Consider the following 26,505-nt stretch of genomic DNA (forward strand, 5'->3'; position numbering starts at 1 on the left):
GGGGCTCGATGCCCGCTGCCCTTGGCCGGCTCTGGTGGGGTGACGTCAGGTCAGGGCTGAGCCACCGGCACCAGGGCCGGCTGCCTAAACCATCGATACGTGCGCGCCACGACGCACACTGTACCGGATCGGCCGCTGGGCGGCACCCCTGCCGGACGCCACCACCGGACTTCGGCCGGTCCTCGCCACCCGTTAACCCCGGTCGACATCCGTGGCCACCAGCGCCATCTAGCTTCATCGATTGCCACAAGTATCGATGGAGGTCGAGATGGATCGTCGTAGCGTACTGCGTGCCACGGTGGTCGGCGCTGGTGCCGCCGCCTTCTCCGGCAGTCTCTGGACCGGCGCCTTCGCCGCACCGGCGCAACCCGGCGCCAGCCCGTACGGGCCACTCGGCAGTCCCGACGCCAACGGCATCGCGCTACCCGCCGGCTTCACCAGCCGGGTCGTGGCCAGGTCGCGCCAGCGGGTCGGCGACACCTCGTACGTCTGGCACGACGCACCGGACGGTGGTGCCTGCTTCACCGCCGGGACCGGCTGGGTGTACGTCTCCAACTCGGAGATCTCCCGTACCGGCGGTGCCTCGGCGATCCGGTTCGACTCCACCGGCGACGTGGTCTCGGCGTACCGGATCCTGGCGAACACCAACCGCAACTGCGCCGGTGGCGCCATGCCCTGGGGCACCTGGCTCTCCTGCGAGGAGGTGGCCCGCGGGTACGTCTACGAGACGTACCCGCTCGGCGGCACCGGCGCGGTGCGGCGCCCGGCGATGGGCCGGTTCTGTCACGAGGCCGCCGCCGCCGATCCGGTCCGCGGCGTGATCTACCTGACCGAGGACGAGAGCAACGGCTGCTTCTACCGGTTCCGGCCGGACACCTGGGGCGACCTGTCCACCGGCACCCTCGAGGTGCTGGTGGCCGGCAGCGGTACCAGCGGGCCGGTCAGTTGGGCCCGGGTGCCGGACCCGGACGGCGGCCCGATCGCCACCCGCTTCCAGGTATCCGGCGCGAAACGGTTCAACGGCGGGGAAGGATGCCACTACGCCGACGGCGTCTGCTGGTTCACCACCAAGGGCGACAACCGGGTCTGGGCGTACGACGCGGTCGCCCAGCGGATCGACCTGGCCTACGACGACTCGCTGATCTCCGGCACCCCGCCGCTGACCGGCGTCGACAACATCGTCGGTACGCCGGGCGGTGACCTGTACGTCGCCGAGGACGGCGGCAACATGGAGATCTGCCTGATCACCCCGGACGAGCGGATCGCGCCGTTTCTGCGGATCAGCGGCCAGTCGTCGTCGGAAATCTGCGGTCCGGCGTTCTCCCCTGACGGCGGCCGGCTGTACTTCTCGTCGCAGCGCGGCACCTCGGGTGCGTCCTCCGGCGGCATCACCTACGAGGTACGCGGCCCGTTCCGCTCCTGACCTACGCGGCGGCGGAATGCATGACTCGGCCGTCGCCCGGGTAGTCACTCGGTCCATGAACACTGACACCGACGACGACCCGTTCACCGGCTCACCACCACCGGGCGCCGCCACCACGGGTCAGGCGGAAGCCGAAGCGGAGCGGATCGAATCGCGCGCCGGCCACCTGCTGCCGGAGGAGGAGGCGGCCGGCAGCGACGACCCGGTGCGTCAGGCCGCCGCCATCCTGGACGACTCCGACCGGCGCGAGCAGCCGCGTCCGCAGCCGGGCAGCGAGCCGCCCGGCTGACCCCGACGGCACCCGGCCGGCCCGGTGCGTCCGGCCGGGCCCCCGATCGGATAACGTCGGGCGCATGTCGCCCAACGGGTACCCCTGGCCGATCGAGACCACCCGGCTGGACAACGGCCTACGGGTCGTCGTCAGCCCTGACCCCAGCGCACCGGTGGTCGCGGTCAATCTCTGGTACGACGTGGGTTCGCGTCACGAGCCCGCCGGCCGGACCGGATTCGCCCACCTCTTCGAACACCTGATGTTCGAGGGATCGGTCAACGTCGCCAAGACCGAGCACATGAAGCTGGTGCAGGGCGCGGGTGGCTCGCTCAACGCCACCACCAACCCGGACCGGACCAACTACTTCGAGACCGTCCCCGCCGAGCACCTGGCCCTCGCACTCTGGCTGGAAGCCGACCGGATGGGCGGCCTGGTGCCGGCGCTGACCCAGGAGACGTTGGACAACCAGCGCGAGGTGGTCAAGAACGAGCGGCGGCAGCGCTACGACAACGTGCCGTACGGCGACGCCTGGCTGCGGCTGCTGCCCCTGCTCTACCCGCCGGGGCACCCGTACCACCACGCCACGATCGGCTCGATGGACGACCTGAACGCCGCCGACCTGGCCACCTTCCAGGCGTTCCACGAGATGTACTACGCGCCGAACAACGCGGTGCTGACCGTGGTCGGCGACACCGACGCCGACGAGGTGTTCAGCCTGGCCGACAAGTACTTCGGCGGGATCGCCGCGCGGCCCGACATCCCACCGGCGCCGGACGGGCGTACGCCGGCACCGCTGGCCGGCCCGGTCACCGAGACGGTCACCACCGACGTGCCGGCAGCCCGGCACTACTTCACCTACCGCACCCATCCGTTCGGGACCTCGGCCTACGACGCGGCGACCGTGCTCGGCACAGTGCTGGGCAGTGGCCGGGGCAGCCGGCTCTACCAACGGCTGGCCGACGGTGCCCGGATCGCGCAGCCCGACTACCTGGGCGCGTACGGCGTCGACCTGGCGCACGCGCCGGCGCCGCTGATCATCACCGCGACCGCCCAGCCGACGGTGACCGCCGAGCGGCTCGCCGACGGCCTGTCCGAGGTGCTCGACGAGGTGGCCCGCGACGGCGTCACCGAGGCTGAGGTCGACCGGGCCAAGGCGCTGCTCACCACCGGTTGGTGGCGTCAGGTCGCCAGCTTCGAGGGCCGGGCCGACACCCTCGGTCGCTACGCCACCCAGTTCGGCGACCCGGCCCGCGCCGGGGAGCGGCTGCCGGGCTGGCTGGCGGTCACCGCCGAGGCGGTCAACGACGAGGCCGCACACCTGTTGCGGCCGGACAACCGGGTCCAGCTCAGCTACCTGCCGGAGGGCGACCAGTGACGATCATCGCGCAGCGTCCCGGACCGGGCGCCGCCCGGCCGTACCGTTTCCCGGACGTGGTCCGGCGCAGCGTGGCCGGTGGCGAGATCGTCGCCGCCCACCTGCCCGGCCACCGACTGGCGGTGGCGACCCTGCTGCTGGACGCCGGTGCCAGCCGGGAACCGGTCGGCCGGGAAGGGCTGGCCGGAGTTCTCGCCAAGGCACTCGAAGAGGGCACCGAGACCCGGGACTCGGCCGCGTACGCCCTGGTCCTGGAAAGTCTCGGCACCGAGTTGTCGATCTCCGTCGACTGGGACTCGTTCCGGGTGGGCGTGCAGGTCAGCACCGACCGGCTCGGCGCGGCCGTCGAGCTGCTCACCGAGGCGGTCCGGACCCCCCGGCTGGATCCGTCCGATGTCGAGCGGGTCCGCGACGACGAGGCGACCGCGCTGCGGATGTACTGGGCCAACCCGGGGCCGCGGGCGGAAGCCGCGCTGCGCGCCGACCTGTTCGGTGCCGACCAGCGGCACGGCCGGCCGATGAGCGGCGACCCCGAATCGGTGGCGGCGGTGACCGTGGCGGACGTCGTCGACTTCCACAGTGCGTGGTTCACCCGGCCCGGCACCCTGCTGGTCGCCGGCGATCTGGACCTGATCGACCTGGACGCGCTCGGCGTGGCCGCCTTCGCCGGGGCGACCGGCTCGCCGTCACAGCCCGGACCACCGTTGCCGGTCACCTTGCGGGACCATCGGCGGATCATCCTGGTCGACCGGCCGGGCGCGGTGCAGTCCACGTTGCGGCTCGGCCACCCGGCACCGCACCGGGCCCACCCCGACTACGTGCCGATGACCCTGGCCAGCACCGTCCTCGGTGGAGCCTTCACGTCGCGGCTCAACCACCTGATCCGTGAGGTACGCGGCTACACGTACGGCATCCGGTCGGACTTCGGGATGTCCCGCCGGTTCGGGCGCTTCGCGGTCAGCTCCAGTGTGCAGACCGGGGTCACCGCGCCCGCCCTGATCGACTCGGTCGGTGAGGTGTCCCGTACCCAGGCCGACGGGGTGACCGAGGGGGAGCTGGCGGTGGCCCGGTCGTGGCGGGCCGGTCAGCTCTCGGTCGAGCTGCAGACCCCGCCGGCCATCGCCAGCGCACTGGGGACCCTGGTCGTGCACGGGCTGCCCGACGACTACCACGCCCGGCTGCGCGACGAGCTGCTGTCGGCGACGGTCGAGCAGGTCTCCGCCGCCGCCGCCACCCACCTGCAGGCCGAAGGGCTGACCCTGGTGGTCGAGGGTGACGCGGCGAAGATCCGCGACGAACTGACCGCCTCCGGCCTGGGGGAGCTGCACGACGCCGACTGATCCGCACCGGGCCAGGGGTGTCGTCGCCGGGCCCGGGGTGTCGGGCTCAGCGGCGTTGCAGCAGGCGCAGGGTGCGGAGCGGGTGCGGTCCGCTGGAACCCTACGCGCCGCTGCGGTTCGATCCGCCCCGTCAGGGCCGCCAGGTCCGCGTCGCCTGTCTGGTATGTCCGGTTAGGCGGTTAACGTGTTGGCTTTCCTGCGGTAGTGTCCTACGGTTGCCGGATGATCACTCCTGCGCAGCGCGACGGAGCCGTGACTGTCACGGCTCCGATCGTCGTGCGCACCTTCGCGCCGAGTGCCGTCGCGCCGGGCGTCCTCGTGTCCGGCGTCGCTGGTCGGCCGGGCCTGCCGCGCCCTACCGGCCGGGCGCCTCCGGAGCGCCGTCGCACCATCACGACGACGGCCACCAGGGGCGAAGCGGATCAGCTTCGGCCCTTTTCTGTTGCGAGGAGACCCGATGAGCACCGAACTGCACGGCACCCGCGGCACCGAATGGATCGAACAGGTACGGGTGCAACTGGCCGACCAGTTGGACACGCACCGGGCCCAGCTGACCGAGCTCACCGCCGACACCGGCGACCCGGGTGAAGCGCACACCCGGGCCGCGCTGGTCGTCGCCGCCCGGCGCGGCTACGACCAGACCGTCGAGGCGTTGAACCGGATCGCCGAGGGTCGTTACGGCCGCTGCGACCGGTGCGGCGGCGAAATTCTCCGGGAACGGCTGGAGATTCTGCCGCACGCCCGGTACTGCGTGCCCTGCACGCGCTGACCGCCGCCTTGCCCGCCTACCGCCTCGCGGTCGGTAGGCGGGCAAATACATTCGAACCCACGGCGGTGTGTCGTCCGTTGTACCCGGGTGTCCGCAATGTGCCGCAGAGAGGCGAGCGCTGATGCCCCAGCTCCACACGTCGGTGATGATCCGCTACGCGACCTACACCGACACCCCGCAAGTGGCCAAGACACTGGTGGAGGCATTTCTGGACACCCCCGAGTCGTCCTGGCTGATCCCGGACCCGGTCGCCCGTCGGCAGGTGTACCAGCGGTTCTGTCCGGCGTTGATCGACTACGGGCTGCGCCAGGGCAGCATCTACCGGACCGAGGACTACAGTGCGGTGGCGGTTTGGCGCCCGTGCAGCCTGATCCTGCCGAACCCGGTGGAGTACGAGCAGCTGCTCGACGACACCTGCGGTGAATACGCGTACCGGTTCCGGTTGCTGGACAACGCACTCGCCGAACGACACCCGGTGGGCGAGCACCACTACCTGGCGTACCTCGGGGTCACCCCGGACCGGCAGGGCTACGGCCTCGGTACGGCGTTGCTGAACCACCGGCACGCCATCTTCGACACCGCCGGCAGCGCCGCCTACGTGGTGGCCAGCAGCCCCGGCGCCCGAGATCTGTACGCCCGGCTCGGCTACCGGCTCACCGCCACGGCTCCGTTCCACCTGCCCGACGGCGGCCCGCTGCTCTGGCCGATGTGGCGCCAGCCGCAGCTGGCCCGCCGGTACCTGAACTGATCGCGTGTACCTGAACTGACTGCGCGGGGGTACGCCGACGGGTCGGAAGGTGACGCCGGACAACTCGGTTCCGTCCCGGCCCGGCCCGTCGGTAACCTTCGCAGCATGAGGATCGGGGTTGTGACATGAGGATCGGAATAGTCGGCGCGACCGGGCAGGTCGGTGGCGTCATGCGGCAGGTGCTGGAGCAGCGGGCGGTGCCCGTAGACGAGTTGCGGCTGTTCGCCTCGGCCCGCTCGGCCGGTCGGACCCTGCCGTGGCGCGGCAGCGGGATCGTCGTCGAGGACGCCGCCACCGCCGACTACCGCGGCTTGGACATCGCCCTCTTCTCGGCCGGCAAGGCCACGTCGAAGGAGCTGGCGCCACGGGTCGCGGCGGCCGGTGCCGTGGTGGTCGACAACTCGTCGGCCTGGCGGATGGATCCGGACGTACCGCTGGTGGTCGCCGAGGTCAACCCGCAGGCGGCTGCCGACCGCGCGAAGGGCATCATCGCCAACCCGAACTGCACCACGATGGCGGCGATGCCGGTGCTGCGCCCGCTGCACGAGGAGGCCGGCCTGGTCAGCCTGGTCGTCTCGACCTACCAGGCGGTCTCCGGCGCTGGTCTGGCCGGTGTCGCCGAGCTGGACGAGCAGGTCCGCAAGGTCGCCGAAGGGGCGGCGGCGCTCACCTTCGCCGGCGGCGCGGTGGAGTTCCCGGCGCCCCGGTCGTTCGCCGCGCCGATCGCGTTCAACGTGCTGCCGCTGGCCGGTTCGATCGTCGACGACGGCTCCGACGAGACCGACGAGGAGCAGAAGCTGCGCAACGAGAGCCGCAAGATCCTCGGCATCCCCGAGCTGCGGGTGAGCGGGACCTGCGTCCGGGTGCCGGTGTTCACCGGCCACTCGCTGCAGATCAATGCCCGGTTCGCCCGGCCGATCGACCCGCGACGGGCGGCTGAGCTGCTGGCTGACGCGCCCGGTGTGGCGCTGTCCGACGTGCCGACGCCGCTGCAGGCCGCCGGCCAGGACCCGACGTACGTCGGCCGGATCCGGGTCGACGAAACTGTCGAGCACGGCTTGGCGCTGTTCTGCGCCAACGACAACCTGCGTAAGGGCGCAGCCCTCAACGCGGTGCAGATCGCCGAGCTGCTGATCGCTGCGGCGGCCTGAGCCCGGCACCGCAACAGTCAGCACCGCAACAGTTACCGCCGCAACGCCGGGCGGGTCGTCGTCAGTCGGCGGCGACCCGTTCGGCGAGCAGCATCGCGGCGTCGTCGCTGATCTGACCGCCGGCGTGCCGCTGCAGCTCGGCGACGACGCGGTCCAGCACCTCCTGCCGGTCCGGCAGCTCCAGGCACGCGGTCACCCGGTCCGAGGCGAGGAACTCGCCGCGTCCGTTGCGGGCCTCCACCAACCCGTCGGTGTAGAGCAGCAGCCGGTCCCCGACCTGCCAGGGTCGGGTCACCCGGAGCGGCTCCGGCGCGTGGCGGCGCAGCCCCAACGGCGGGTGCCGGTCACCGGGCTCCAGGATCTCCAGCGTCCCGGTGGCGGGACGCAGTGCCGGTGCCGGATGGCCACAGTTGATCACGGTCAGCGTGTCGTCAGTGAGCTGCACCAGGGCGGCGGTGACGAACTGCGCCGGCTGGCCGGTACCCACTCCGTCGCGGTACACCGCCTGGTCCAGATCGGCGGCGACGGCGGACAGTTCCGGCTGTACGAAGGCGGACTGTCGGAAGGCGCCCATCACGGTGGCCGACATCTGGACCGCCTGCAGGCCTTTGCCGCACGCGTCCCCGATGATGATCCTGGTCCCGTACGGGCTGTCCACGACGGCGAACAGGTCACCGCCGACGTTGGCTGCCTCGGACGCGGACAGGTACCGGGCGACCAGGGCGACATCGCCCAGCTGCGGCGGCGGTGCGCGTAGCACCGCCCGCTGCGCAACCTCGGCGATCTCGGTCATCCGGCGCAGCCGGGCCTCCCGCAGGTTCCGGGACCGGGCCACGTAGATCGACACGATGCCGACCGCGAAGACGACACTGCTGCGCAGCAGATGGTCAAGGCTGCCGAACATGCCGCTGGGCAGCCCGGCGACCAACGCGACGAAGCAGGCGACTGCGGTGACCAGTGCGGTCCGTCGGGTCTTCTCGACGGCGGCGGCGAGCAGCGGGGCCAGCGACAGGAATCCGAGCACGACCGCGCTGGTCTGGGTCAGCACGTCGATGACGGTGATGACCGCGATCAGCGCCAACGCCAGTGGCATTCCACGCCAGCGTTCCGTGCGGTGCAGCAACGACCGGTCGGCCGGGTGCGGCACCCGCGAATCCGGCGAAAGAGGCTTACGCCAGCTGACCCGGCGTGCCCACACGGCGTGCTCCCTACCCGGCCTGCCCGCCCGTGCACCTCGTGCCGGCGCAGCCGTTTCGACCTGCGAGCGTAGCCGATTCCACCGACCGGGGGAGGGCGCTGGTTTTTCGTTCCCGACCCCGGGTACCCCGAAGACGGCGCCGACACCGAGAGGAGTGCGTGATGACGACCGTCGGAGAGTTCATGACGGCCCGCCCGTTCACCATGGACGCCAGCGACATGTTGACGGCGGCGGCGCGGCAGATGCGGGACGCCGACATCGGCGACATCATCGTCACCAACGGGAGCGATATCCGAGGAATCGTGACCGACCGGGACATCACGGTCCGGGCGGTGGCATCCGAGATGGATCCGTCGATGACCCAGCTCAGCCAGATCATCACCGAGGACGTCGTGGTGGTGTCGCCGTACGACGACGCCGTCGCGGCCGCCGAGCTGATGCGGACCTACTCGGTACGGCGACTGCCGGTGGTCGACGACGGCCGCCTGGTCGGCGTGGTCTCCATGGGTGACCTCGCCGTCGAGTGGGAACCGGATTCGGTGCTGGCCGACATCAGCACCGACGACCCGAACAACTGACCACCGGACCGCTGCCGCGCCCACCGGGCCGGCTGGCGGCGCCGGAAACCCTCTGGTGGGTGTCCCCGACAGGTCTGCCCGGTCTCCCCGGCGCCCGGGTCCGGCAGACACGGGGACACCCGTTTGCGCCCACCCACCCAGATCGGAGTGCAGCATGAAGCGACCACGGATCGTCATCGCGGGTGCCGGCTTCGCCGGCTACCAGGCTGCCCGTACCCTGTCCCGGCTGGCCCGGGGGTCCGCCGAGATCGTCCTGATCAACCCGACCGACTACTTCCTGTACGTGCCGCTGCTGCCCGAGGTCGCCTCGGGTGTGCTGGAGCCCCGCCGGGTCACCGTCTCGCTGCCGGACACCCTGCCCGGCGTACGGGTGGTGCTCGGCGAGATCGACCAGATCGACCTGCCGGGCCGGCGGATCTGTTATGTCGACGGTGAGGGCGACCGGGCCGAGCTGAGTTACGACCGGCTGATCGTCTCCATCGGCAGTGTCAACAAGCTGCTGCCGATCCCCGGCGCCAACGAGCACGCGCACGGCTTCCGGACCCTGCCGGAGGCGCTCTACCTGCGCGACCACCTCACCCGGCAGATCGAACTCGCCGACTTCAGTGACGATTCGGCCGAGCGGGCCGCCCGATGCACCTTCGTCGTGGTCGGGGCCGGATACACCGGAACCGAGGTCGCGGCGCACTGTGTGACCGCCACCGACCTGCTGGTCCGCCGGCATCCCCGGCTGGCCGGCCAGCAGGTGCGCTGGCTGCTGCTCGACCTGGCCGACCGGGTGCTGCCCGAGCTGGACCAGCGGATGTCGGTCACCGCGCAGAAGGTCCTCGACGCGCGGGGCGTCGAGACCCGGTTCGGCACCTCGGTCCGCGAGGCGACCAGCGACGGGGTGCACCTGTCCGACGGGGAGTTCATCCCGACCCGGTCGCTGATCTGGTGTGTCGGGGTGCGCCCCGATCCGGTGGTGGACGATCTGGGACTGACCACTCTGAAGGGCCGGCTGGTGGTCGACGAGTTCCTCGCCGTACCGCAGCATCCGGAGGTGTACGCGTGCGGTGACGCCGCCGCGGTGCCCGACCCGAACCGGCCGGGCGAGGTCACCCCGATGACCGCTCAGCATGCCGTCCGGCAGGGCAAGCTGGCCGCGCAGAACGTCGCCGCGTCGTACGGGCACGGTTCGTTCCGCCCGTACCGGCACAAGGATCTGGGGTTCGTGGTGGACCTCGGCGGCGCGCAGGCGGCGGCGAATCCGCTGCACGTGCCGATCTCCGGCCCGCTGGCCAAGGCGGTGACCCGGGGCTACCACCTGGCGTCGATCCCGGGCAACCGGATCCGGGTGGCGGCCGACTGGACGTTGGAGTCGCTGCTGTCGCGCCAGGGTGTGCAGCTCGGTCTGGTGCCGCCGTCGGCGGTGCCGCTGGACACCGCGTCGCCGGAGCTGGTGCACCCGGTCGGCCGCTGATCCGGTACGGGGCTGTCAGCCGAACCGTAGGTGGGGTCGGGGGTGGGCCGCGGCCTCCGCGACGACGTGTCCGGCCAACTCGCGGTCGATGCCGTGCCGGTGCAGTTCGCCGGTCAGTGCGGCCAGCCAGGTCTGCTGGTTCACGAGGTGGTCACCTCCTGCAGGATCGTGTCGACACCGGTGGCGAAGGACCGCCAGTCGGCGGTGGTCTGGCGCAGCCGCTGCGCACCGGACTCGGTCAGCCGGTAGTACTTGCGGGCCGGGCCGCTGCTGCCGGCGCGCCACCGGGCGTCGACCAGGCCGGTCCGTTGCAGCCGGAGCAGTACGGGGTAGAGCGTGCCGCCCTTGATCGGCCCGAGCCCGGCCGCCTGCAGCGACTGGGCCAGCTCTAGCCGTACGACTCGTGCCGGTGCAGCGCCGCGAGCACGCAGAGGTCGAGCACCCCGCGCAGCAACTGGCCCCGCCGTTCCTGATCCACGGCCAGAAAGATAGCAGCGCTATCTAGATAGCGCTGCTATCTATCCCCGGTCCGCTGTTTCGTACGGTGCCGTTTCCGGTGCGCCGCTGTTTCCGTGCCGGGCCGGCGGGTACCCGATCGACAGTGGCGACCCGTCGGAGAGGGAGACAATGATGGACATCGGCATCATCGGCGCCGGCAACGTCGGCTCGGCCCTGGCCCGGCGGCTGACCGAGGTCGGTCACCAGGTGACGATCTCTGCGTCCAGCCCGGATTCGCCGCGGCTGGCCGAGGCCACCGCCGGCACCGGGGTGACCGCCGGTGACGCGGCCCAGGCCGCCGACGCCGAGCTGGTCGTACTGGCGGTGCCGTTCACCGATATCGGTGACACGCTCACCGGGCCGGTCGCCGACGCGCTGGCCGGCAGCACCGTGATCGACGTGACCAACCCGCTCGGTCCGGACCACATGTCGCTGCGGATCGGGCACGACACATCCGCCGCCGAGCAGGTCGCCGCGATGGTTCCGGCGGCCAACGTGGTGAAGGCGTTCAACACCGTGCTCGCCCCGAACCACGCCCGGCCGGTGCTCGGCGGCGTACGGCAGTCGGTGCCGGTCGCCGGCGACGACCTGGCCGCCAGGAAGACCGTCCAGGAACTCGGCACCCAGCTGGGCTTCGACACGGTCGACGCCGGCCCGCTGTCCAGCGCCCGCTACCTGGAGCCGGTCGCCGCGCTGCTCATCCAGGTCGCCTACGGCGGCGGTGCCGGTCCGACGGTCGGTTTCGCGCTCGCCCGCGACTGACTGCGGCTTCGCCCTCGGGTCGGGAAACGCGCCACCCTGGCCGTATGGTGGACGGGTGTCGTGCGTGCCGTGTCCGGCAGGACGGACGCATCCGTTTAAACCCGAGGAGTTCTAGTGACCGTCACTCTGACCGCCGACAGCGCCGGATCGGTCAGCGACTTCAAGGTCGCCGACCTGTCCCTGGCGACCTTCGGTCGCAAGGAGATCGAGCTCGCCGAGCACGAGATGCCCGGGCTGATGGCACTGCGCCGTGAGTACGCCGCCCAGCAGCCGTTCAAGGGCCGCAAGATCGCCGGATCGCTGCACATGACTGTGCAGACGGCGGTGCTGATCGAGACGTTGACCGCGCTCGGGGCCGACGTGCGCTGGGTCTCCTGCAACATCTTCTCCACCCAGGACCAGGCCGCCGCGGCGGTCGTCGTGGGCCCGAACGGCACGGTCGACAACCCGCAGGGTGTCGCGGTGTACGCCTGGAAGGGTGAGACGCTCGACGAGTACTGGTGGTGCACCGAGCAGATGCTCACCTGGCCGGACGGCAGCGGACCGGACTCGATCGTCGACGACGGCGGCGACGTGACCCTGCTGATCCACCTCGGCAAGCAGTTCGAGGAGGCCGGCGCGGTGCCCTCCACCTCGGAAACCGACTCGGTCGAGTACGGCATCATCCTGGAGACGCTGCGCCGCTCGCTGGCCGCGAACCCGACCAAGTACACCGAGATGGCCAAGCCGATCATCGGGGTCTCCGAGGAGACCACCACCGGTGTGAACCGCCTCTACGAGCTGGCCCGCGAGGGCAACCTGCTCTTCCCGGCGATCAACGTCAACGACTCGGTCACCAAGAGCAAGTTCGACAACAAGTACGGCATCCGCCACTCGCTGGTCGACGGGATCAACCGGGGCACCGACGTGATGATCGCCGGCAAGCTCGCGGTGATCTGCGGCTACGGCGACGTCGGCAAGGGTGCCGTGGAGTCGCTGCGCGGCCAGGGGGCCCGGATCGTGGTGACCGAGATCGACCCGATCTGTGCGCTGCAGGCGGCGATGGACGGTCTCGACGTGGTGACCCTGGACGACGTCGTCGAGCGGGGTGACATCTTCATCACCACCACCGGTAACAAGGACATCATCCTGGCCGACCACATGGCGAGGATGAAGCACAACGCGATCGTCGGCAACGTCGGGCACTTCGACAACGAGATCGACATGGCCGGCCTGGCGAAGCTGCCGGGGATCGAGAAGGTCAACGTCAAGCCGCAGGTGGACGAGTGGCGTTTCCCGGACGGCCACTCGGTGATCGTGCTCTCCGAGGGGCGGCTGCTGAACCTCGGCAACGCGACCGGTCACCCGAGCTTCGTGATGTCGACGTCGTTCTCCAACCAGGTCATCGCCCAGGTTGAGCTGTACGCCAAGATCGGCGAGTACGGCAAGCAGGTGTACGTGCTGCCCAAGCACCTCGACGAGAAGGTGGCCCGGCTGCACCTGGACGCGTTCGGCGCCAAGCTGACCGTGCTCACCAAGGCCCAGGCGGACTACATCGGCGTCGACGTGGCCGGCCCGTACAAGCCGGAGCACTACCGCTACTGACCCACGGCCGTCGGAGCGCACCGCGAAACGGTGTGCTCCGACGGCGTACTCAGGCGGCCAGGCCGAGGGCCTCGGCGGCGGCCCGGCCATTGGCGTGACTCGCACCGTAGGTGGTGACGAAGGCACGCACCCCGGCCGGGCGCCAGGCCGATGGCCAGCCCATCTCCACCACCGCGACCGGGTGCCGGGCGGCCAGCCGTTCGATCAGGTCACCGGCACCGGGCACCCGGTGCAGGTGCCGGCCGACCAGCACCAACGGCCGGCCGTCGGCGGCCGTCGCGACCTGCTCGGCGGTCACCTCGGCCGGTGCCACCCGCAGCTGCCGGGCGTGGCCGAGGTGCGGTCCGAGGCCCCACGGCACCCGACCCTCGGCGATCGTCGAGCCGGCGGTCAGCTGCACCACCAGTGCGTCGGCCAGCCCGTCGAGGGTGCCTTCCACCCGGACGGCGCGGCGGGCGGCGGCGTACCCCAGGTCGGCCGGGCCGGCGGTTCCATCCGCCGCCGGCCGGACCACGGCGGCCAGCGCGGTCACCCGGTCGGCCGCCTGCTCGACCCGGCCGACCGGCAGTGTCCCGTCGCCGATCGCGGCGACGATGCCCGCCGCGACCCGTTCGACCAGTGCGTGGTCGACGCGGGCGCCGATGCAGAGCAGGTCGGCACCGGCGGCCAGGGCGGCGACCGCCGCCGGCACGATCCCACCGGCGGCCAGCGTGGCGCCGCGCATCTCCAGCGCGTCGGTGACGATCACCCCGACGAAGCCGTACTCGTCGCGGAGCAGGCCGGTCAGCGCGGCCCGGCTGAAGGTGGCCGGCGCGTCGCCGGTCAACGCCGGGACCCGGATGTGCGCGGTCATGATCGCCGGGGTGCCGGCTTCGACCACGGCGGCGAACGGCGGCAGGTCCCGCCGGCGCAGCACCGCCATCGGTACGTCGACAGTGGGCAGTTCGAGGTGCGAGTCGGTGACCGTGGCGCCGTGGCCGGGGAAGTGCTTGGCGCAGCCGGCGACCCCGGCGTCGGCCAGCCCGGCGACGGCCGCCGCCGCATGCGTGGCGACCAGCGCCGGATCGGCCCCGAACGACCGGGTGCCGATGATCGGGTTGTCGTCGGCGGTGTTCACGTCGACGGTCGGTGCCAGATCGAGGTTCGCCCCGCAGGTGGCGAGCTCGTCGCCGATCGCCCGGTAGACCTGCCGGGTCAGCGCCGGGTCGTCGACCGCGCCGAGCGCCGCGTTGCCGGGGTACGGGCTGCCGGTGGCGTGCGCCAGCCGGGTCACGTCGCCGCCCTCCTCGTCGATGGCGACCAGCACGTCGGCCCGGGCGGCCCGCAGCGCGTCGGTGGCGGCCCGCAACTGCCCGGGTCGGTCCACGTTGCCGCCGAACAGGGTGTGTCCGGCGAGCCCGTCGCCGACCAGGTCCACCGCCCACTGCGGGACGGTGGTGCCGGGGTAGGCGGCGAGCAGGGTGCGCAGCGCCAGTCGCCGCAGAGCCTGGTCGTTCGGCATGTTCTCCCCCTCCGTGGCGTCTCCGCGGTCCGAGTGACGCACCGGGGAGGCACTGTTCGTTGCCGGTGAGTGCCGGGTCGTCCGACCGCCGAGGGTGTCACCGGCGACTACGCTACGGCTACTTCCGTTGCGGATGCCAAGATAATAGTTAACTTTCCTAAATGCTAGAGGACGACCACATGGGTTCCCCGCGCCTGCCCGGCACACCCCGGCTGCTGCGAGCGCTCAACGACCGGGCGGCGCTGGAGCTGCTCATCGCCCGCGGACCACTCACCCGGGCGCAACTCGGCGAGCTGACCGGACTGTCCAAAGTGACGGCGTCGCAGCTGGTCGAGCGACTGGAAGGGCGCGGGCTGGTCACCCGGGTCGGCGAGCAGGCCGGAGGCCGGGGCCCCAACGCCCAGCTGTACGCCGTACAGCCGGCCAGCGCGCACGTCGTCGGAGTCGACGTCGGACCGGACCGGGTGGTGGCCGCCTGCGCCGACATCACCGGATCGGTGATCGGCCGGGTCGAACAGTCCACCAGGGACACCGACGACCCGGTCGGTGTGGTGCACAACGCGGTCGTGCAGGCCGCCAGCAGCGCCGAGACCCAGCTGGCCAGCGTACGGCGGGTGGTGCTGGGCACCCCCGGCCTGGTCGACCCGGCCAACGGCGACATCACCTTCGCGTACAACCTGCCGCGCTGGCACCGCGGCCTGCTCGCCGCCCTGCGCGAGGACCTGGACACCACCGTCGTGTTCGAAAACGACGTCAACCTCGCCGCAGTCGCCGAGGCACACGCCGGCGCCGCCCGCGACGTGCCCGACTTCGTGCTGGTCTGGGCCGGCGTCGGGGTCGGCCTGGCGATCATGCTCGGCGGCCGGCTGCACCACGGCAGCACCGGCGCGGCCGGTGAGATCGGCTACCTGCCGGTGCCCGGCGCACCGATCCCGCGCGACGTCTCCCGCCGCGCCAAGCCGGCCTTCCAGCAGCTCGCCGGTGCCGACGCGGTCCGGGCGGTGGCCCGCGAACACGGGTTCCGGGCGGCCAGCGCGGGCGACGCGGTGCGGGCCGCGATCGCCGCCGGCACCCGGGGCGGGCCGTTGCTCGACGAGCTGGCCCGCCGGCTCGCGCTCGGCGTCGCCAGCAGCTGCGTGGTGCTCGACCCGCCGCTGGTCGTGCTGACCGGCGAGGTCGGCCAGGCCGGTGGCAGCGCCCTGGCCGAACGGGTGCAGCACGAAGTCGCCGCGATCACCCTGGTCGCCCCCCGGGTCGTGGTCACCGAGCTGACCGAGGAGCCGGTGCTGCAGGGTGCCCTGCGGACCGCCCTCGACGCCGCCCGCGACGAGGTCTTCGGATCCACCGTGGCCTGACCCCGGGGACACCCGTCGGGTGGTGCCGGCCACCCCGGCACGGCCAGGTGGGGCGGCACCACCCACGGCGTGATTGGATGGTCCGGTGCCTACCGTTGCTGACGACCTGGTGATCGAGCTCGACTCAGTGGGCGTGACCCGCTCCGGCACGGCCCTGCTGCAGGACATCACCCTGCGGGTGCAGCCCGACCAGCGGTGGGTGGTGCTCGGCCCGAACGGTGCCGGCAAGACCACCCTGCTCAGCCTCGCCGCCGGCCGGCTGCACCCGACGACCGGCACCGTCCGGGTCCTCGACGAGCAGTTGGGGCGCACCGACCTGGCGGAGCTGCGGACCCGGATCGGGCTGACCACCGCCGCGCTCGCCGAGCGGATCCCCGGCACCGAGCGGGTGCTCGACGTGGTGCTGACCGCCGCCTGGTCGGTGGTCGGCCGGTGGCGGGAGCGCTACGACGAGCTCGACGTGGGCCGGGCGCAGGAGCTGCTCGGCCAGTTCGGCGTGGCCGGGCTGGCGCAGCGCGAGTACGGGACCCTCTCCGAAGGCGAACGCAAGCGGGTGCAGATCGCCCGGGCGCTGATGACCGATCCGGAGCTGCTGCTGCTCGACGAGCCGGCGGCCGGGCTCGACCTCGGTGCCCGCGAGGAGCTGGTCGGCCGGCTCGGGGTCCTCGCCCAGGACCCGGATTCCCCGGCGTTGATGCTCGTCACCCACCACGTGGAGGAGATCCCGCCGGGCTTCACCCACGCCCTGCTGCTGCGCGGCGGCACCGTCGTCGCGGCCGGCGAGTTGGCGGCCACGATCACCGGCGAACACCTGTCGGAGACGTTCGGTGTGCAGCTGGTCGTCGAGCGGGCGGGCCAGCGGTTCACCGCCCGGGCCGGCTGAGCGGAGGACGTGGTGACAGCGCCGCGGATCGCGGTGGTGGGCAGCGCGAACATGGACCTGGTCGCGACCGCGCCGAGACTGCCGTCGCCGGGGGAGACCCTGCTCGGCACCGACTTCGTCACGGTGCCCGGCGGCAAGGGCGCCAACCAGGCGATCGCGGCGGCCCGCGCCGGTGGCGACTGCGTGTTCCTCGGCGCGGTCGGCTCGGACGCGTTCGGCGTCACCCTGACCGGCCGGATCGCCCGGTCCGGGGTGGACACGAGCCAGCTGCGGGTGGTGTACGGGCCGTCCGGCGTCGCGGTCGTGATGGTCAACGCGGCCGGCGAGAACGCGATCGTCGTCACCCCGGGCGCCAACGCGGCGTTCCGTGGGCTCACCGAGCCGGAGCTGGCGGCGGTGCGCGACGCCGACGTGCTGGTGGCGCAGTTGGAGATCCCGCTGGAGACGGTGCTGGCCGCCGCGGCGGCGGCTCGCGGTGCGGGCACCAGGGTGATCCTCAACGCCGCCCCGGCGCGCGAGCTGCCGGCCGAACTGCTCGACGCGGTGGATCTGCTGGTGGTCAACGATGCCGAGGCGCGGGCGGTCGTCGGCGCCGGGCGGGAGGACCCGGCGGCGCTGCTGACGGTGGTCCGTCGGGCGGTGCTCACCCTGGGTGCCGAGGGTGCCTGGTTCGCCGACCGCGACGGTACGGTGCACCACGTGCCGGCCTTCCCGGTCGAGACGGTGGACTCCACCGCCGCCGGTGACGCGTTCACCGGCGCGCTCGCGGTCGCCTGGGGCGAGGGGCGGGACCTGGTGTCCGCGGTCCGGTGGGCGTCGGCGGCCGGTGCGGCCTGCGTACGCCGGTTGGGGGCCTCGGTGTCGTTGCCGCAGCGCGCCGAGATCGACGCCCTGGCCGGCTGACCGCCCGCCCGCCCGGCCACGCCTGGTCGGTCTACCAACAGACCGCTGATCACGAACCGCCGGTGCCGGGTGGCGCGGATGCGGGATCATCGAGACATGCGAGTCATTCTCAACCTGCTCTGGCTCATCTTCGGCGGCGGCATCGTGCTCGGCCTCGGGTACGCGGTGGCAGCCCTCGTCTGCTTCGTGCTGATCGTCACGATCCCGTTCGGGGTGGCGTCGCTGCGGTTGGCCTACTACTCCCTCTGGCCGTTCGGCCGGACGCTGGTCGCGAAGCCGGGGGCGGGGATCGGCTCCGGGCTGGCGAACATCCTCTGGGTGGTGCTGGCCGGCTGGTGGCTGGCGCTCACCCACATCGTCACCGGCGTGACGCTCTGTCTGACGATCATCGGCATTCCGTTCGGCATCGCCAACTTCAAGCTGGTGCCGGCGGCGTTCTGGCCGCTGGGCCGGGAGATCGTTGACGTCGAGGACCTGCGTCGACCGGTGCTGGTCCACGCCTGACCCAGCCGGCCAGCGAGTCCCTGCCCGGTGCCGGTCAGGTGATCGGCACCGGCGCTGACCCGCACTGATCAGTCGGCTTCGCCGGCCGGACCGCTGCGTCCGGCGAGTCGTTCGTAGCGCTGCCGGGCAGCCTGCGCGGTGCCCAGGCCGAGCCCGAAGGCGATCGCCTGCCAGGTGAGTCCCCGGCTCCGGGCGGCCTCCAGCAGGCCCAGTTCGACGGCGTCGAGGTCGGCGCGGACCGGGGCGACCAGGGTCAGTGCCGCGATCAGGTCGCTGACGTCCAGCTCCGGCTCGTCCGGGTCGGCCTTGGCGCCGCCACTGGCCAGGCTGAGTGCCAGCCGTACCGCCTCGTACGGGTCGACCACCTGCGGGTGCAGATGGCGGTGCCGCCGCGCGGTGGTGTCGGCGTGCCGCTCAGCGATCCGGAGCAGGGCAGCGTGCCGGCGGTGCGCCCGCGACTGCGCCGCGTCGGGCGGGGTGAACAGGTCGTCGGTGGTCACAGTGTCGACTCAAGCACGCCAACGCACCGATGTCAACTCAACGTTTTCAACAGAACGTTTAGCAATCGTGTTGCTCCGGTCAGGGGGTCGGGCGGCCGGTCAGGACCCGGGGACCGGACGGTGTGATGGCGACGGTGTGTTCGGAGTGGGCGGTACGGGAGCCGTCAGCGGAGCGGATCGTCCAGCCGTCCTCGTCGTACCTGATCTTGTTGGTGGAGTGGCAGAACCAGGGCTCGATCGCGATGGTCAGGCCGGGGTCGAGCCGCATACCACGGCCGGCGCGGCCGGTGTTGGCGACGTGCGGGTCCTCGTGCATCGTGCGGCCGATGCCGTGACCGCCGAACTCGCCGTTGACGCCGTAGCCGTACGAACCGGCGACGTCGCCGATCGCGGCGCAGACGTCGCCGAGCCGGCCGCCGGGCTGGGCGGCGGCGATCGCCGCCGCGAGGGCGACCTCGGTCGCCTCGATCAGCCGCAGATCGGCCGGATCGGGGGTGCCGACGATGACGGAGACCGCGGAGTCGGCCACCCAGCCGTCGATGCCGACCGCCATGTCGATGCTGAGCAGGTCACCGTCGCGCAGCACGTAGTCGTGCGGGAGGCCGTGCAGCACCGCGTCGTTGACCGACAGGCACAGCACGTTGCGGAACGGACCGCGGCCGAACGACGGGGCGTAGTCCCAGTAGCAGGACTCGGCGCCGCGTTCGGCGATCCGCCGCCGGGCGTGGTGTTCGATGTCCATCAGGTTGACGCCGACTGCGGCGACACCGCTCAGCTCGGCGAGCAGTTCGCCGACGAACTGGCCGGTGATCGCCATCCGGTCGATCTCCTGGGCGGACTTGAGCTCGATCACGACAGACTCCCTCTCCCTCTGTGGTATTTTTATACCACGCCGAATCGAGGGCGCTCCGGAGGGCTATCCTGCTGGGCATGGTTCGCCAACCACTCACCGCCGAACAGATCGCCGCAGGCCAGCGACTCGGCGCCGCGCTGCGGGTCGCGCGGGCCGGCCGCAGCCTCGTCGAGGTGGCGCTGGCGGCCGGGATCTCCCCCGAGACGCTGCGCAAGATCGAAGCGGGCCGGCTTCCGGCACCGGCGTTCGGCACCGTGGTCCGGCTCAGCCAGGCCCTCGACGTCCCCCTCGGTGACCTGGCCGACGTCTGGCTGGCCGAGATGCCCGTCCGCCAGGCGTCCTAGCGCTGGCCTGGCGCTCACTCACCCGACGGCAGGGCCTCGTCCTCACCGAGCCGGTCCGCTCCCCGGCGGCGCAACATCCGCAGACCTGGGATGCCGGCCACCGCCAACTTCAGGTCCCGGGTCACCTCCAGCAGGTCGTGGATGTCCGGCCCGACCCGGTCCAGGGTGGCCAGGATCGGCAGCACGTCGGCCTTGAGATGCTGGGTCAGCCGGGGCAGCTCGTCGACCAGCCGGACCGCCGCGTCCACCTCGTCCTCGCTCAACTGCTCGACGAAGTGCCGGGCCATCGGGGCACCCCGGCGCAGCGCCGGCTCGTACTCGCCGATCAGCTCGACCGACCGGTCGGCGATCTCCTCGCTGCGCCCCACCACCCGACCGGCCCCCACCGCCACCCGGTCGGCATCGGTGAGCAGCGTCTGCGCGGCGGCCGCCACCCGGGTCGCGGCCGCCACCGCGTCGGTCGCCGCCGTGGCGATCGCCTCCACCCGTAGCGTCGCCTCCTCCGCCTCCGCGACCACCCGCTCACTGCGGTCGAGCAGCACCTCGACCCGGTCGACCACGGTGCCGACCCGTTGCACCAGAGCCTCGATCTCATCCAGTACGGCGAACGCGCGCGACGGCACGGCGGCGTACTCGGAGGTGAGCCGGCCCATCCAGGTCGCCACCTCACCGGCCTGGCCGGTGGCCCGTCCGGCCGCGCCGGTCACCGCACCGGCGACCTGCCCGACGGTGGATCTGGTCAGTGCGATGAGACTCGCCGGAGACGGCAGCGGGAGCGGCATCTCCCTATTGTGCGGTGCGCCGGCCACCACCGCTGGCGCGCCGGTCGGCACCGCCGGGCGTGGGCCGGGGTAGCGCCCGGCGGGCCGGAGCGGCCCGGACCGGAGCAGGCGCTTGCGACGCCAGTGCGGCCTCGACCGCACGGCGCAGCGCGCGATGGATGCGTCCCACCCGCAGCGCGTCCCGGTCGGACACCAGCAGCACCGGAGCGCCCCGTACGTCGGCCCAGAGTTCGAGCAGGTGCGCGCCCCGGTCGTAGGAGTCGTCGAGCAGCCCGAGCAGCAGGTCCGCGATCGGGATGATGACCAGCCCGACCAGGATCGATCCGCCGATCAGCGCGATGGTGACGGTCGGCGAGGCGTCGATGGTCAGCGCGGTGACCAGGCCGAGGAGCGCGGTCGCCACCGGGGCCAGGAAGGCGACGCCGACCATGCCCCGGCCGGCCAGGGCGCTCCACGAGCGGGCACCCCGCCGCTGCCAGATCCGGTGCACCTGGGTGAGCGGATGTCGGTGCTGGTCCACCCGGATCTCTGTGGAGGTGATCCGTACGGATTTGTCATCGTAGTAGGTGGTCATCCGCCTGCCCTCCCTCACGTTGTGGATCACGTTACCCACTCTCCGGTGTTCCCCGTAGGCTGTCCCAGAACGCGACGTCGATGGGGAGGTCCGCCGTGCCGGAGTTGGTGCTGGTCGAGGTCGAGCAGGGGATTGCCACCATCCGGCTGGCCCGGCCGCCGATGAACGCGCTCAACGCGGCGGTGCAGGAGGAGTTGCGCGAGGCCGCGCGTACCGTCGCCGACGACGAGCGGGTGCGCGCCGTCGTGGTCTACGGCGGTGAGAAGGTCTTCGCCGCCGGGGCTGACATCAAAGAGATGGCCGACATGTCGTACGTGGACATGGCGGCCCGCGCGGCGCAGCTGTCCAGCGCGTTCGACGCGGTCGCCCGGATCCCGAAACCGGTGGTCGCCGCGATCACCGGCTACGCCCTCGGCGGCGGCTGTGAGCTGGCCCTGGCCTGCGACTGGCGGGTGGTCGCCGAGGACGCCAAACTCGGCCAGCCGGAGATCAAGCTGGGGGTCATCCCCGGTGCCGGCGGCACCCAGCGGTTGGCTCGGCTGGTCGGCCCGGCCCGCGCCAAGGACATCATCCTGTCCGGACGGATGGTCGCCGCCGCCGAGGCCGAGCGGATCGGCCTGGCCGACCGCGTCGTCCCGGCCGACCAGGTGTACATGGCGGCACTCGACATGGTGCGACCGTTCGTCACCGGCCCGGCCCAGGCTGTCAGGGCGGCCAAGCTGGCCATCGACGGGGGCCTGGAGATGGACCTCGCCTCCGGCCTGGCCTGGGAGAGCCAGCTGTTCGCCGGCCTGTTCGCCACCGACGACCGCACCGAGGGGATGGCGGCGTTCGTCGCCAAGCGCAAGCCCGACTTCACCGGTCGCTAGCCCGTACCGGCCCTCGACCGACCCCTCCGCCGTACCCCGACCGGCTTGGTGTCGGCGGTGCCGGACGCGCGTGGGTGCCGGGCTAAGTGACTGAGCGGTAACCTGCTCGGGGGTGCGCCGGCCGGGCGGGCCCGGGGCGACGGGAGGCATCGACGATGGTGGAACGGATCGAGGGACACGGCGGGACGTTGGCACTGGCCGCCGCGCAGGCGTACGGCGTACGTGAGCTGTTCACCCTCTCCGGTGGCCACATCTTCCCGCTGTACGACGCCGCGCACGCCGCCGACTTCCCGATCTACGACGTACGGCACGAGCAGACCGCCGTCTTCGCCGCCGAGGCGGTGGCGAAACTGCAGCGCCGCCCCGGGCTCGCCGCACTCACCGCGGGCCCCGGCGTCACCAACGGCATCTCCGGTCTGACCAGCGCCTTCTTCAACGCCGCGCCGGTGTTGGTGCTCGGTGGCCGGGCACCGGCGTTCCGCTGGGGGTCGGGCAGCCTGCAGGAGATCGACCACGTACCGCTGGTCGCCCCGGTCACCAAGCACGCCGCCACGGTCGCCGCGACGGACGACGTACCGGCCGCGGTCGGTGCCGCGCTGTCCGCCGCGCTCGCCCCGCACCGCGGCCCGGCCTTTCTCGACCTGCCGCTGGAGGTGATCTTCTCGACCGCCGAGGTGACCGCGCCGACCGCCGCCGCGGTGCCGGTGGTCGAGCCCGACCCGGACGAGGTCGCCCGCGCGGCCCGGCTGATCGCCGCCGCCGACCGTCCGGTGATCGTCGCCGGCTCCGACGTGTACGCCGGGGACGCCGTCGCGGCGTTGCGGGAGGCCGCCGAGGCGCTGCAGGTGCCGGTCTTCACCAACGGCATGGGGCGTGGGTCGCTGCCGCCGGGGCACCCGCTGGCCTTCGCGAAGGCGCGGCGGGTCGCGTTCGGCCGGGCCGACGTGGTGGTCGTGATCGGCACCCCGCTGGACTTCCGGCTCAGTTTCGGTGACTTCGGCACCGCCCAGGTGGTGCACGTCGTCGACGCGCCGGGCCAGCGGGCGACCCACGTGCAGCCGGCCGTTTCGCCCGCCGGTGACCTGCGGCTGATCCTGTCCGCGTTCGCCGACCACACCGGCGACCGGGCCGACCACACCGGCTGGCTGGCCGACCTGCGCGCCGCCGAGGAGCAGGCCCGGGCGCGGGACGCGGCCGAGCTCGCCGCCGGGTCCGACCCGATCCGCCCGTCGCGGATCTACGGCGAGCTGCGGGCGGTGCTCGACCCGGACGCCGTGACCATCGGCGACGGTGGTGACTTCGTCTCGTACGCCGGCCGTTACCTGGAGCCGTCGGTGCCGGGCAGCTGGCTCGACCCCGGCCCGTACGGCTGCCTGGGCACCGGGATGGGCTACGCGATGGGTGCTCGGCTCACCTACCCGGACCGGCAGGTCTGCGTGCTGATGGGCGACGGTGCAGCCGGCTTCTCGCTGATGGACGTCGAGTCGCTGGCCCGGCAGAAGTTGCCGGTGGTGATCGTGGTCGGTAACAACGGCATCTGGGGGCTGGAGAAGCACCCGATGCGCGCCATGTACGGCTACGATGTCGCCGCCGACCTGCAGCCGGGGCTGCGCTACGACGAGATAGTCGGGGCGCTGGGCGGCGCGGGGGAGACGGTGACCAAGGCCGGCGACATCGGTCCGGCGCTGCGCCGGGCCTTCGACGCCGGGGTGCCGTACCTGGTCAATGTGGTGACCGACCCGGAGGACGCCTATCCGCGTTCGTCGAACCTGGCCTGACCCCTGGTCGGAGTTGGCCTGAGCGCTGGTCGGACCTGGCTCTGAGAGGTCGCCGACCCCGGTCTGGTCGGCAAATGCTTGGCGGAATGTCGGTCCTGTCGTTCATTGTGGGTCTGCAGACAAACGACAGGAGTGAGGATGTCGCACGCGATCTGGGCCGAGGGCCTGGTCAAGCGGTTCGGCGCGACGACCGCGTTGGCCGGGGTGGATCTCGCGGTCCGTACCGGCACCGTGTTCGGCCTGCTCGGTCCGAACGGTGCCGGCAAGACGACTGCGGTCCGGGTGCTCGCGACCCTGCTGCGGCCGGACGCCGGGCACGCCCGGGTACTGGGCTTCGACGTGGTCGGCCAGGCTCACCAGGTCCGTCAGTCGATCGGACTGACCGGGCAGTACGCCTCGGTCGACGAGACGCTGACCGGCGTGGAAAACCTGATCATGATCGGTCGGTTGCTGGGGTCGTCCCGGCGGGACGCGCGCTCCCGTGCCCGGCAACTGCTGGCCGAGTTCCAACTCACCGACGCCGCCGATCGCGCGGCCAAGACCTATTCGGGCGGTATGCGCCGCCGGCTCGACCTGGCGGCCAGCCTGGTGGGACGGCCACAGGTGCTGTTCCTCGACGAACCGACCACCGGGCTGGACCCGCGCAGCCGCAACGAGCTGTGGGAGCTGGTCCGTGGGCTGGTCGCCGGTGGCGTGACGGTGCTGCTCACCACCCAGTACCTGGAGGAGGCCGACCAGCTGGCCGACGAGTTGGCCGTGGTCGACCACGGTCGGGTGATCGCCGGCGGTACGCCGGAGGAGCTGAAGGCCAAGACCGGTGCCCAGGTCCTCGCGGTGCGCCCGACCGATCCAAAACAGTTGCCGACGGTGCTGACCGCGCTGCGGGAGCTGTCCGGCAACGAGCCGTCGTTGGCCCAGACCACGGTGACGGTGAGCACCGCCGATGCGGACCTGCTGCCGGCGGTGGTCCGCCGACTCGACGAGTCCGGGGTGAAGGTGGGTGAGCTGGCGTTGCGCAGCTCAAGCCTGGACGAGGTCTTCCTGTCGCTCACCGGCCACCGGGCCGATCCGGGCTCCGGCGGATCGCCGACCGGCACCGGTTCTGCGACCGGCCCCGGCGGCTCGGAGACCGGCTCCGGCGAGCGCCCGACACCGGCGACCGGGCCGGCCGGTACGGGAGCACAGCCGACCGCCGACACCATGGAGGGAATCCGTTGACCGCCACCACCGCCACCACGTCCGAGCTGTCCGGGCGGCACCAGTGGGTCAGCCCGGTGGCCGGGCTGCGGCACACCCGCACCCTGGCCTGGCGGAGCCTGGTGCAGATCAAGCACAATCCATTGGAGCTGCTCGATCTCAGCGTCCAGCCGCTGATGTTCCTGCTGCTGTTCACTTACGTGTTCGGCGGCGCGATCGCCGGCACGCCGGGGGACTATCTGACCTTCGCGTTGCCGGGAATCATCGTGCAGAACGCCCTTTTCGCGACGATGACCACGGGGTTCGGGCTGAACACCGACCTCACCAAGGGGGTGTTCGACCGGTTGCGGTCGTTGCCGATCGCCCGGTGGGCGCCGCTGGCCGGGCGGATCCTGGCCGACACCGTCAAGCAGGCCTGGTCGGTGCTGCTGCTGCTGGGTGTCGGGATGATCCTCGGCTACCGGGTCGAAGGTGGTCCGGTCGGCCTGCTCGGCGCGTTCGCGCTGATCCTGGCCTTCACCCTGGCCGCGTCGTGGATCTCGGTGCTGGTCGGGGTGATGGTCAGCGAGCCGGAGAAGGTGCAGATCTTCGGCTTCATGGTGATCTTTCCGCTGACCTTCACCAGTAACGCATTCGTGCCGACCGAGACTATGCCGGGCTGGCTTCAGGCCTGGGTCGAGGTCAACCCGGTGACGATCCTCGCCGACGGCCTGCGTGGCCTGCTCAGTGGCGCGCCCGCCGCCGGCCCGGTCGGCTTCTCGCTGCTCTGGGCAGCCGGCATCGCGGCGGTGTTCGCGCCGCTGGCGCTCGCCCGGTTCAAGCGCCGGGTCTGACCTGACCACCCTCCGGGCGGGCCGCTCGGGTTGCCCGGGTCAGGCGCCTGACTCGGGCCGGCGGTCCTCCCGGGGGTCTGCGGCGTCCCGGCGGCGCAGGTCGTCCTCCCGGCGGCGCAGGTCCTCCTCCCACCGTTCGAAGAGCTCGCGATCCTGCTTCGACCTTTCGGCGTCGAGCGCGCGCAGGAACTCGGGATCGTCGTCGGGGGCCGTCGGACGGTTGCGCGGTGGCGGGGTACCGGTCGGTCTGGGGACGCCGCCGAGCGGTGACGGGCTGCCGAAGCCGGGCCGGCGGCTGAGGAACCAGGCGGCCGGCCCGAGGAGTGGGATGACGATGATGACCGGCACCCAGAGCAGGCGCGGCAGGGCGCGGACGTCACCTTTCTCCGCTGAGAGGCAGCTGATCAGCGCCACCGCCATGAGCACGACGTGGAGCATGAAGAGCAGGATGAACACGCGGGCCATCCCGC

General features: G+C 72.0%; 29 protein-coding genes. 20 read left to right on the plus strand and 9 right to left on the minus strand.

Annotation, left to right across the window (positions count from 1 at the left end; all coding sequences use genetic code 11):
* Window positions 1-268: 268 nt before the first annotated feature.
* The 7 genes from O7553_RS05330 (at window position 269) to O7553_RS05360 (ending at window position 7,077) form a co-directional block, all read left to right on the plus strand.
* Window positions 269-1,423, plus strand: a complete 1,155-nt coding sequence (locus O7553_RS05330; RefSeq protein ID WP_281553745.1) for an alkaline phosphatase PhoX — start codon at window positions 269-271, stop codon at window positions 1,421-1,423.
* Window positions 1,424-1,478: 55 nt separating this feature from the next.
* The gene (locus O7553_RS05335) at window positions 1,479-1,712 is read left to right on the plus strand and encodes a hypothetical protein (protein WP_281553746.1); all 234 of its coding nucleotides are present in this window, start codon (window positions 1,479-1,481) and stop codon (window positions 1,710-1,712) included.
* Between the two features lie 64 nt (window positions 1,713-1,776).
* The gene (locus O7553_RS05340; RefSeq protein ID WP_281553747.1) at window positions 1,777-3,069 is read left to right on the plus strand and encodes a pitrilysin family protein; all 1,293 of its coding nucleotides are present in this window, start codon (window positions 1,777-1,779) and stop codon (window positions 3,067-3,069) included.
* The gene (locus O7553_RS05345) at window positions 3,066-4,409 is read left to right on the plus strand and encodes a pitrilysin family protein (RefSeq protein ID WP_281553748.1); all 1,344 of its coding nucleotides are present in this window, start codon (window positions 3,066-3,068) and stop codon (window positions 4,407-4,409) included. Before O7553_RS05340 ends, O7553_RS05345 begins: the two co-directional genes overlap by 4 nt.
* Before the next feature lie 457 nt (window positions 4,410-4,866).
* A complete protein-coding gene (locus tag O7553_RS05350; RefSeq protein WP_281553749.1) occupies window positions 4,867-5,178 on the plus strand; it encodes a TraR/DksA C4-type zinc finger protein in 312 nt (103 codons plus the stop codon).
* 121 nt (window positions 5,179-5,299) lie between these two features.
* Entirely contained in the window at window positions 5,300-5,926 is a 627-nt protein-coding gene (locus O7553_RS05355; RefSeq protein ID WP_281553750.1) for a GNAT family N-acetyltransferase, read from the plus strand.
* A gap of 125 nt (window positions 5,927-6,051) precedes the next feature.
* Window positions 6,052-7,077 (plus strand): aspartate-semialdehyde dehydrogenase, encoded by a 1,026-nt coding sequence (locus tag O7553_RS05360; RefSeq protein WP_281553751.1) that lies wholly within the window; start codon window positions 6,052-6,054, stop codon window positions 7,075-7,077.
* Window positions 7,078-7,138: 61 nt separating this feature from the next.
* Here O7553_RS05360 and O7553_RS05365 read toward each other — a convergent pair whose 3' ends face one another.
* Window positions 7,139-8,224 carry a PP2C family protein-serine/threonine phosphatase gene (locus tag O7553_RS05365; protein ID WP_281553752.1) on the minus strand — a complete coding sequence of 362 codons (1,086 nt, stop codon included), beginning with the start codon at window positions 8,222-8,224 and terminating at the stop codon, window positions 7,139-7,141.
* A 212-nt stretch (window positions 8,225-8,436) separates the two neighbouring features.
* Here O7553_RS05365 and O7553_RS05370 point away from each other — a divergent pair, with 212 nt between their 5' ends.
* Together O7553_RS05370 and O7553_RS05375 are read left to right on the plus strand one after the other, a co-directional pair.
* Window positions 8,437-8,853 carry a CBS domain-containing protein gene (locus O7553_RS05370; protein ID WP_281553753.1) on the plus strand — a complete coding sequence of 139 codons (417 nt, stop codon included), beginning with the start codon at window positions 8,437-8,439 and terminating at the stop codon, window positions 8,851-8,853.
* Between the two features lie 154 nt (window positions 8,854-9,007).
* Window positions 9,008-10,315, plus strand: coding sequence for an NAD(P)/FAD-dependent oxidoreductase (locus tag O7553_RS05375; RefSeq protein WP_281553754.1), 1,308 nt, complete (start codon window positions 9,008-9,010; stop codon window positions 10,313-10,315).
* 15 nt (window positions 10,316-10,330) lie between these two features.
* Here O7553_RS05375 and O7553_RS05380 read toward each other — a convergent pair whose 3' ends face one another.
* The gene (locus O7553_RS05380; protein WP_281553755.1) at window positions 10,331-10,459 is read right to left on the minus strand and encodes a hypothetical protein; all 129 of its coding nucleotides are present in this window, start codon (window positions 10,457-10,459) and stop codon (window positions 10,331-10,333) included.
* Window positions 10,456-10,701, minus strand: a complete 246-nt coding sequence (locus O7553_RS05385) for a PadR family transcriptional regulator (RefSeq protein WP_348651200.1) — start codon at window positions 10,699-10,701, stop codon at window positions 10,456-10,458. The genes O7553_RS05380 and O7553_RS05385 overlap by 4 nt, the downstream gene beginning before the upstream one ends.
* 208 nt (window positions 10,702-10,909) lie before the next feature.
* On the opposite strand from O7553_RS05385, the gene O7553_RS05390 reads away from it, so the two are divergent.
* Together O7553_RS05390 and ahcY are read left to right on the plus strand one after the other, a co-directional pair.
* Window positions 10,910-11,575, plus strand: a complete 666-nt coding sequence (locus O7553_RS05390; RefSeq protein ID WP_281555486.1) for an NAD(P)-binding domain-containing protein — start codon at window positions 10,910-10,912, stop codon at window positions 11,573-11,575.
* Between the two features lie 114 nt (window positions 11,576-11,689).
* Window positions 11,690-13,159, plus strand: a complete 1,470-nt coding sequence (gene ahcY, locus O7553_RS05395; protein WP_281553756.1) for an adenosylhomocysteinase — start codon at window positions 11,690-11,692, stop codon at window positions 13,157-13,159.
* 49 nt (window positions 13,160-13,208) lie between these two features.
* Here the strand turns inward: ahcY and O7553_RS05400 are convergent, their stop codons facing one another.
* Window positions 13,209-14,660, minus strand: coding sequence for a glycoside hydrolase family 3 N-terminal domain-containing protein (locus O7553_RS05400; RefSeq protein ID WP_281553757.1), 1,452 nt, complete (start codon window positions 14,658-14,660; stop codon window positions 13,209-13,211).
* 179 nt (window positions 14,661-14,839) lie between these two features.
* Here O7553_RS05400 and O7553_RS05405 point away from each other — a divergent pair, with 179 nt between their 5' ends.
* From O7553_RS05405 to O7553_RS05420, 4 genes are all read left to right on the plus strand, one after another.
* Complete coding sequence (locus O7553_RS05405) at window positions 14,840-16,015, plus strand: ROK family transcriptional regulator (protein WP_278167628.1); 1,176 nt, start codon at window positions 14,840-14,842, stop codon at window positions 16,013-16,015.
* Window positions 16,016-16,100: 85 nt separating this feature from the next.
* Window positions 16,101-16,898, plus strand: coding sequence for an ABC transporter ATP-binding protein (locus tag O7553_RS05410; RefSeq protein WP_281553758.1), 798 nt, complete (start codon window positions 16,101-16,103; stop codon window positions 16,896-16,898).
* A gap of 12 nt (window positions 16,899-16,910) precedes the next feature.
* Entirely contained in the window at window positions 16,911-17,801 is an 891-nt protein-coding gene (locus O7553_RS05415; RefSeq protein WP_281553759.1) for a ribokinase, read from the plus strand.
* 96 nt (window positions 17,802-17,897) lie between these two features.
* Complete coding sequence (locus tag O7553_RS05420) at window positions 17,898-18,305, plus strand: YccF domain-containing protein (protein WP_281553760.1); 408 nt, start codon at window positions 17,898-17,900, stop codon at window positions 18,303-18,305.
* 68 nt (window positions 18,306-18,373) lie between these two features.
* On the opposite strand, the gene O7553_RS05425 is transcribed toward O7553_RS05420, so the two are convergent.
* Both O7553_RS05425 and map read right to left on the minus strand, forming a co-directional pair.
* The gene (locus O7553_RS05425; protein ID WP_281553761.1) at window positions 18,374-18,805 is read right to left on the minus strand and encodes a DNA-binding protein; all 432 of its coding nucleotides are present in this window, start codon (window positions 18,803-18,805) and stop codon (window positions 18,374-18,376) included.
* A 79-nt stretch (window positions 18,806-18,884) separates the two neighbouring features.
* Window positions 18,885-19,658, minus strand: a complete 774-nt coding sequence (gene map / locus O7553_RS05430) for a type I methionyl aminopeptidase (protein WP_281553762.1) — start codon at window positions 19,656-19,658, stop codon at window positions 18,885-18,887.
* A gap of 77 nt (window positions 19,659-19,735) precedes the next feature.
* Between map and O7553_RS05435 the strand changes: the two genes are divergently transcribed.
* Entirely contained in the window at window positions 19,736-20,002 is a 267-nt protein-coding gene (locus tag O7553_RS05435; RefSeq protein WP_123600369.1) for a helix-turn-helix transcriptional regulator, read from the plus strand.
* A 14-nt stretch (window positions 20,003-20,016) separates the two neighbouring features.
* Here the strand turns inward: O7553_RS05435 and O7553_RS05440 are convergent, their stop codons facing one another.
* Both O7553_RS05440 and O7553_RS05445 read right to left on the minus strand, forming a co-directional pair.
* Window positions 20,017-20,784 (minus strand): hypothetical protein, encoded by a 768-nt coding sequence (locus O7553_RS05440; protein WP_281553763.1) that lies wholly within the window; start codon window positions 20,782-20,784, stop codon window positions 20,017-20,019.
* A 4-nt stretch (window positions 20,785-20,788) separates the two neighbouring features.
* The gene (locus O7553_RS05445) at window positions 20,789-21,358 is read right to left on the minus strand and encodes a DUF6232 family protein (RefSeq protein WP_281553764.1); all 570 of its coding nucleotides are present in this window, start codon (window positions 21,356-21,358) and stop codon (window positions 20,789-20,791) included.
* Window positions 21,359-21,453: 95 nt separating this feature from the next.
* Here O7553_RS05445 and O7553_RS05450 point away from each other — a divergent pair, with 95 nt between their 5' ends.
* From O7553_RS05450 to O7553_RS05465, 4 genes are all read left to right on the plus strand, one after another.
* On the plus strand, window positions 21,454-22,227 hold the full coding sequence (locus O7553_RS05450) for an enoyl-CoA hydratase-related protein (RefSeq protein WP_281553765.1): 774 nt from the start codon (window positions 21,454-21,456) through the stop codon (window positions 22,225-22,227).
* Between the two features lie 155 nt (window positions 22,228-22,382).
* The gene (locus O7553_RS05455; protein ID WP_281553766.1) at window positions 22,383-24,005 is read left to right on the plus strand and encodes an acetolactate synthase; all 1,623 of its coding nucleotides are present in this window, start codon (window positions 22,383-22,385) and stop codon (window positions 24,003-24,005) included.
* 138 nt (window positions 24,006-24,143) lie between these two features.
* A complete protein-coding gene (locus O7553_RS05460) occupies window positions 24,144-25,223 on the plus strand; it encodes an ATP-binding cassette domain-containing protein (RefSeq protein WP_281553767.1) in 1,080 nt (359 codons plus the stop codon).
* A complete protein-coding gene (locus O7553_RS05465; RefSeq protein WP_281553768.1) occupies window positions 25,220-26,035 on the plus strand; it encodes an ABC transporter permease in 816 nt (271 codons plus the stop codon). Before O7553_RS05460 ends, O7553_RS05465 begins: the two co-directional genes overlap by 4 nt.
* A gap of 39 nt (window positions 26,036-26,074) precedes the next feature.
* On the opposite strand, the gene O7553_RS05470 is transcribed toward O7553_RS05465, so the two are convergent.
* On the minus strand, window positions 26,075-26,500 hold the full coding sequence (locus O7553_RS05470) for a PLD nuclease N-terminal domain-containing protein (protein ID WP_281553769.1): 426 nt from the start codon (window positions 26,498-26,500) through the stop codon (window positions 26,075-26,077).
* Window positions 26,501-26,505 lie beyond the last annotated feature (5 nt).

Source organism: Solwaraspora sp. WMMA2059, from assembly GCF_027497315.1.
Taxonomy (GTDB): domain Bacteria; phylum Actinomycetota; class Actinomycetes; order Mycobacteriales; family Micromonosporaceae; genus Micromonospora_E.

Coding starts and splice junctions, on each gene's coding strand:
- O7553_RS05340 (WP_281553747.1), top strand. CDS start 1,777: ATGTCGCCCAACGGGTACCCCTGGCCGATCGAGACCACCCGGCTGGAC.
- O7553_RS05470 (WP_281553769.1), bottom strand. CDS start 26,500: ATGGCCCGCGTGTTCATCCTGCTCTTCATGCTCCACGTCGTGCTCATG.
- O7553_RS05375 (WP_281553754.1), top strand. CDS start 9,008: ATGAAGCGACCACGGATCGTCATCGCGGGTGCCGGCTTCGCCGGCTAC.
- O7553_RS05420 (WP_281553760.1), top strand. CDS start 17,898: ATGCGAGTCATTCTCAACCTGCTCTGGCTCATCTTCGGCGGCGGCATC.
- O7553_RS05405 (WP_278167628.1), top strand. CDS start 14,840: ATGGGTTCCCCGCGCCTGCCCGGCACACCCCGGCTGCTGCGAGCGCTC.
- O7553_RS05335 (WP_281553746.1), top strand. CDS start 1,479: ATGAACACTGACACCGACGACGACCCGTTCACCGGCTCACCACCACCG.
- O7553_RS05400 (WP_281553757.1), bottom strand. CDS start 14,660: ATGCCGAACGACCAGGCTCTGCGGCGACTGGCGCTGCGCACCCTGCTC.
- O7553_RS05360 (WP_281553751.1), top strand. CDS start 6,052: ATGAGGATCGGAATAGTCGGCGCGACCGGGCAGGTCGGTGGCGTCATG.
- O7553_RS05330 (WP_281553745.1), top strand. CDS start 269: ATGGATCGTCGTAGCGTACTGCGTGCCACGGTGGTCGGCGCTGGTGCC.
- O7553_RS05440 (WP_281553763.1), bottom strand. CDS start 20,784: ATGCCGCTCCCGCTGCCGTCTCCGGCGAGTCTCATCGCACTGACCAGA.
- O7553_RS05435 (WP_123600369.1), top strand. CDS start 19,736: ATGGTTCGCCAACCACTCACCGCCGAACAGATCGCCGCAGGCCAGCGA.
- O7553_RS05350 (WP_281553749.1), top strand. CDS start 4,867: ATGAGCACCGAACTGCACGGCACCCGCGGCACCGAATGGATCGAACAG.
- O7553_RS05460 (WP_281553767.1), top strand. CDS start 24,144: ATGTCGCACGCGATCTGGGCCGAGGGCCTGGTCAAGCGGTTCGGCGCG.
- O7553_RS05445 (WP_281553764.1), bottom strand. CDS start 21,358: ATGACCACCTACTACGATGACAAATCCGTACGGATCACCTCCACAGAG.
- O7553_RS05370 (WP_281553753.1), top strand. CDS start 8,437: ATGACGACCGTCGGAGAGTTCATGACGGCCCGCCCGTTCACCATGGAC.
- O7553_RS05455 (WP_281553766.1), top strand. CDS start 22,383: ATGGTGGAACGGATCGAGGGACACGGCGGGACGTTGGCACTGGCCGCC.
- O7553_RS05355 (WP_281553750.1), top strand. CDS start 5,300: ATGCCCCAGCTCCACACGTCGGTGATGATCCGCTACGCGACCTACACC.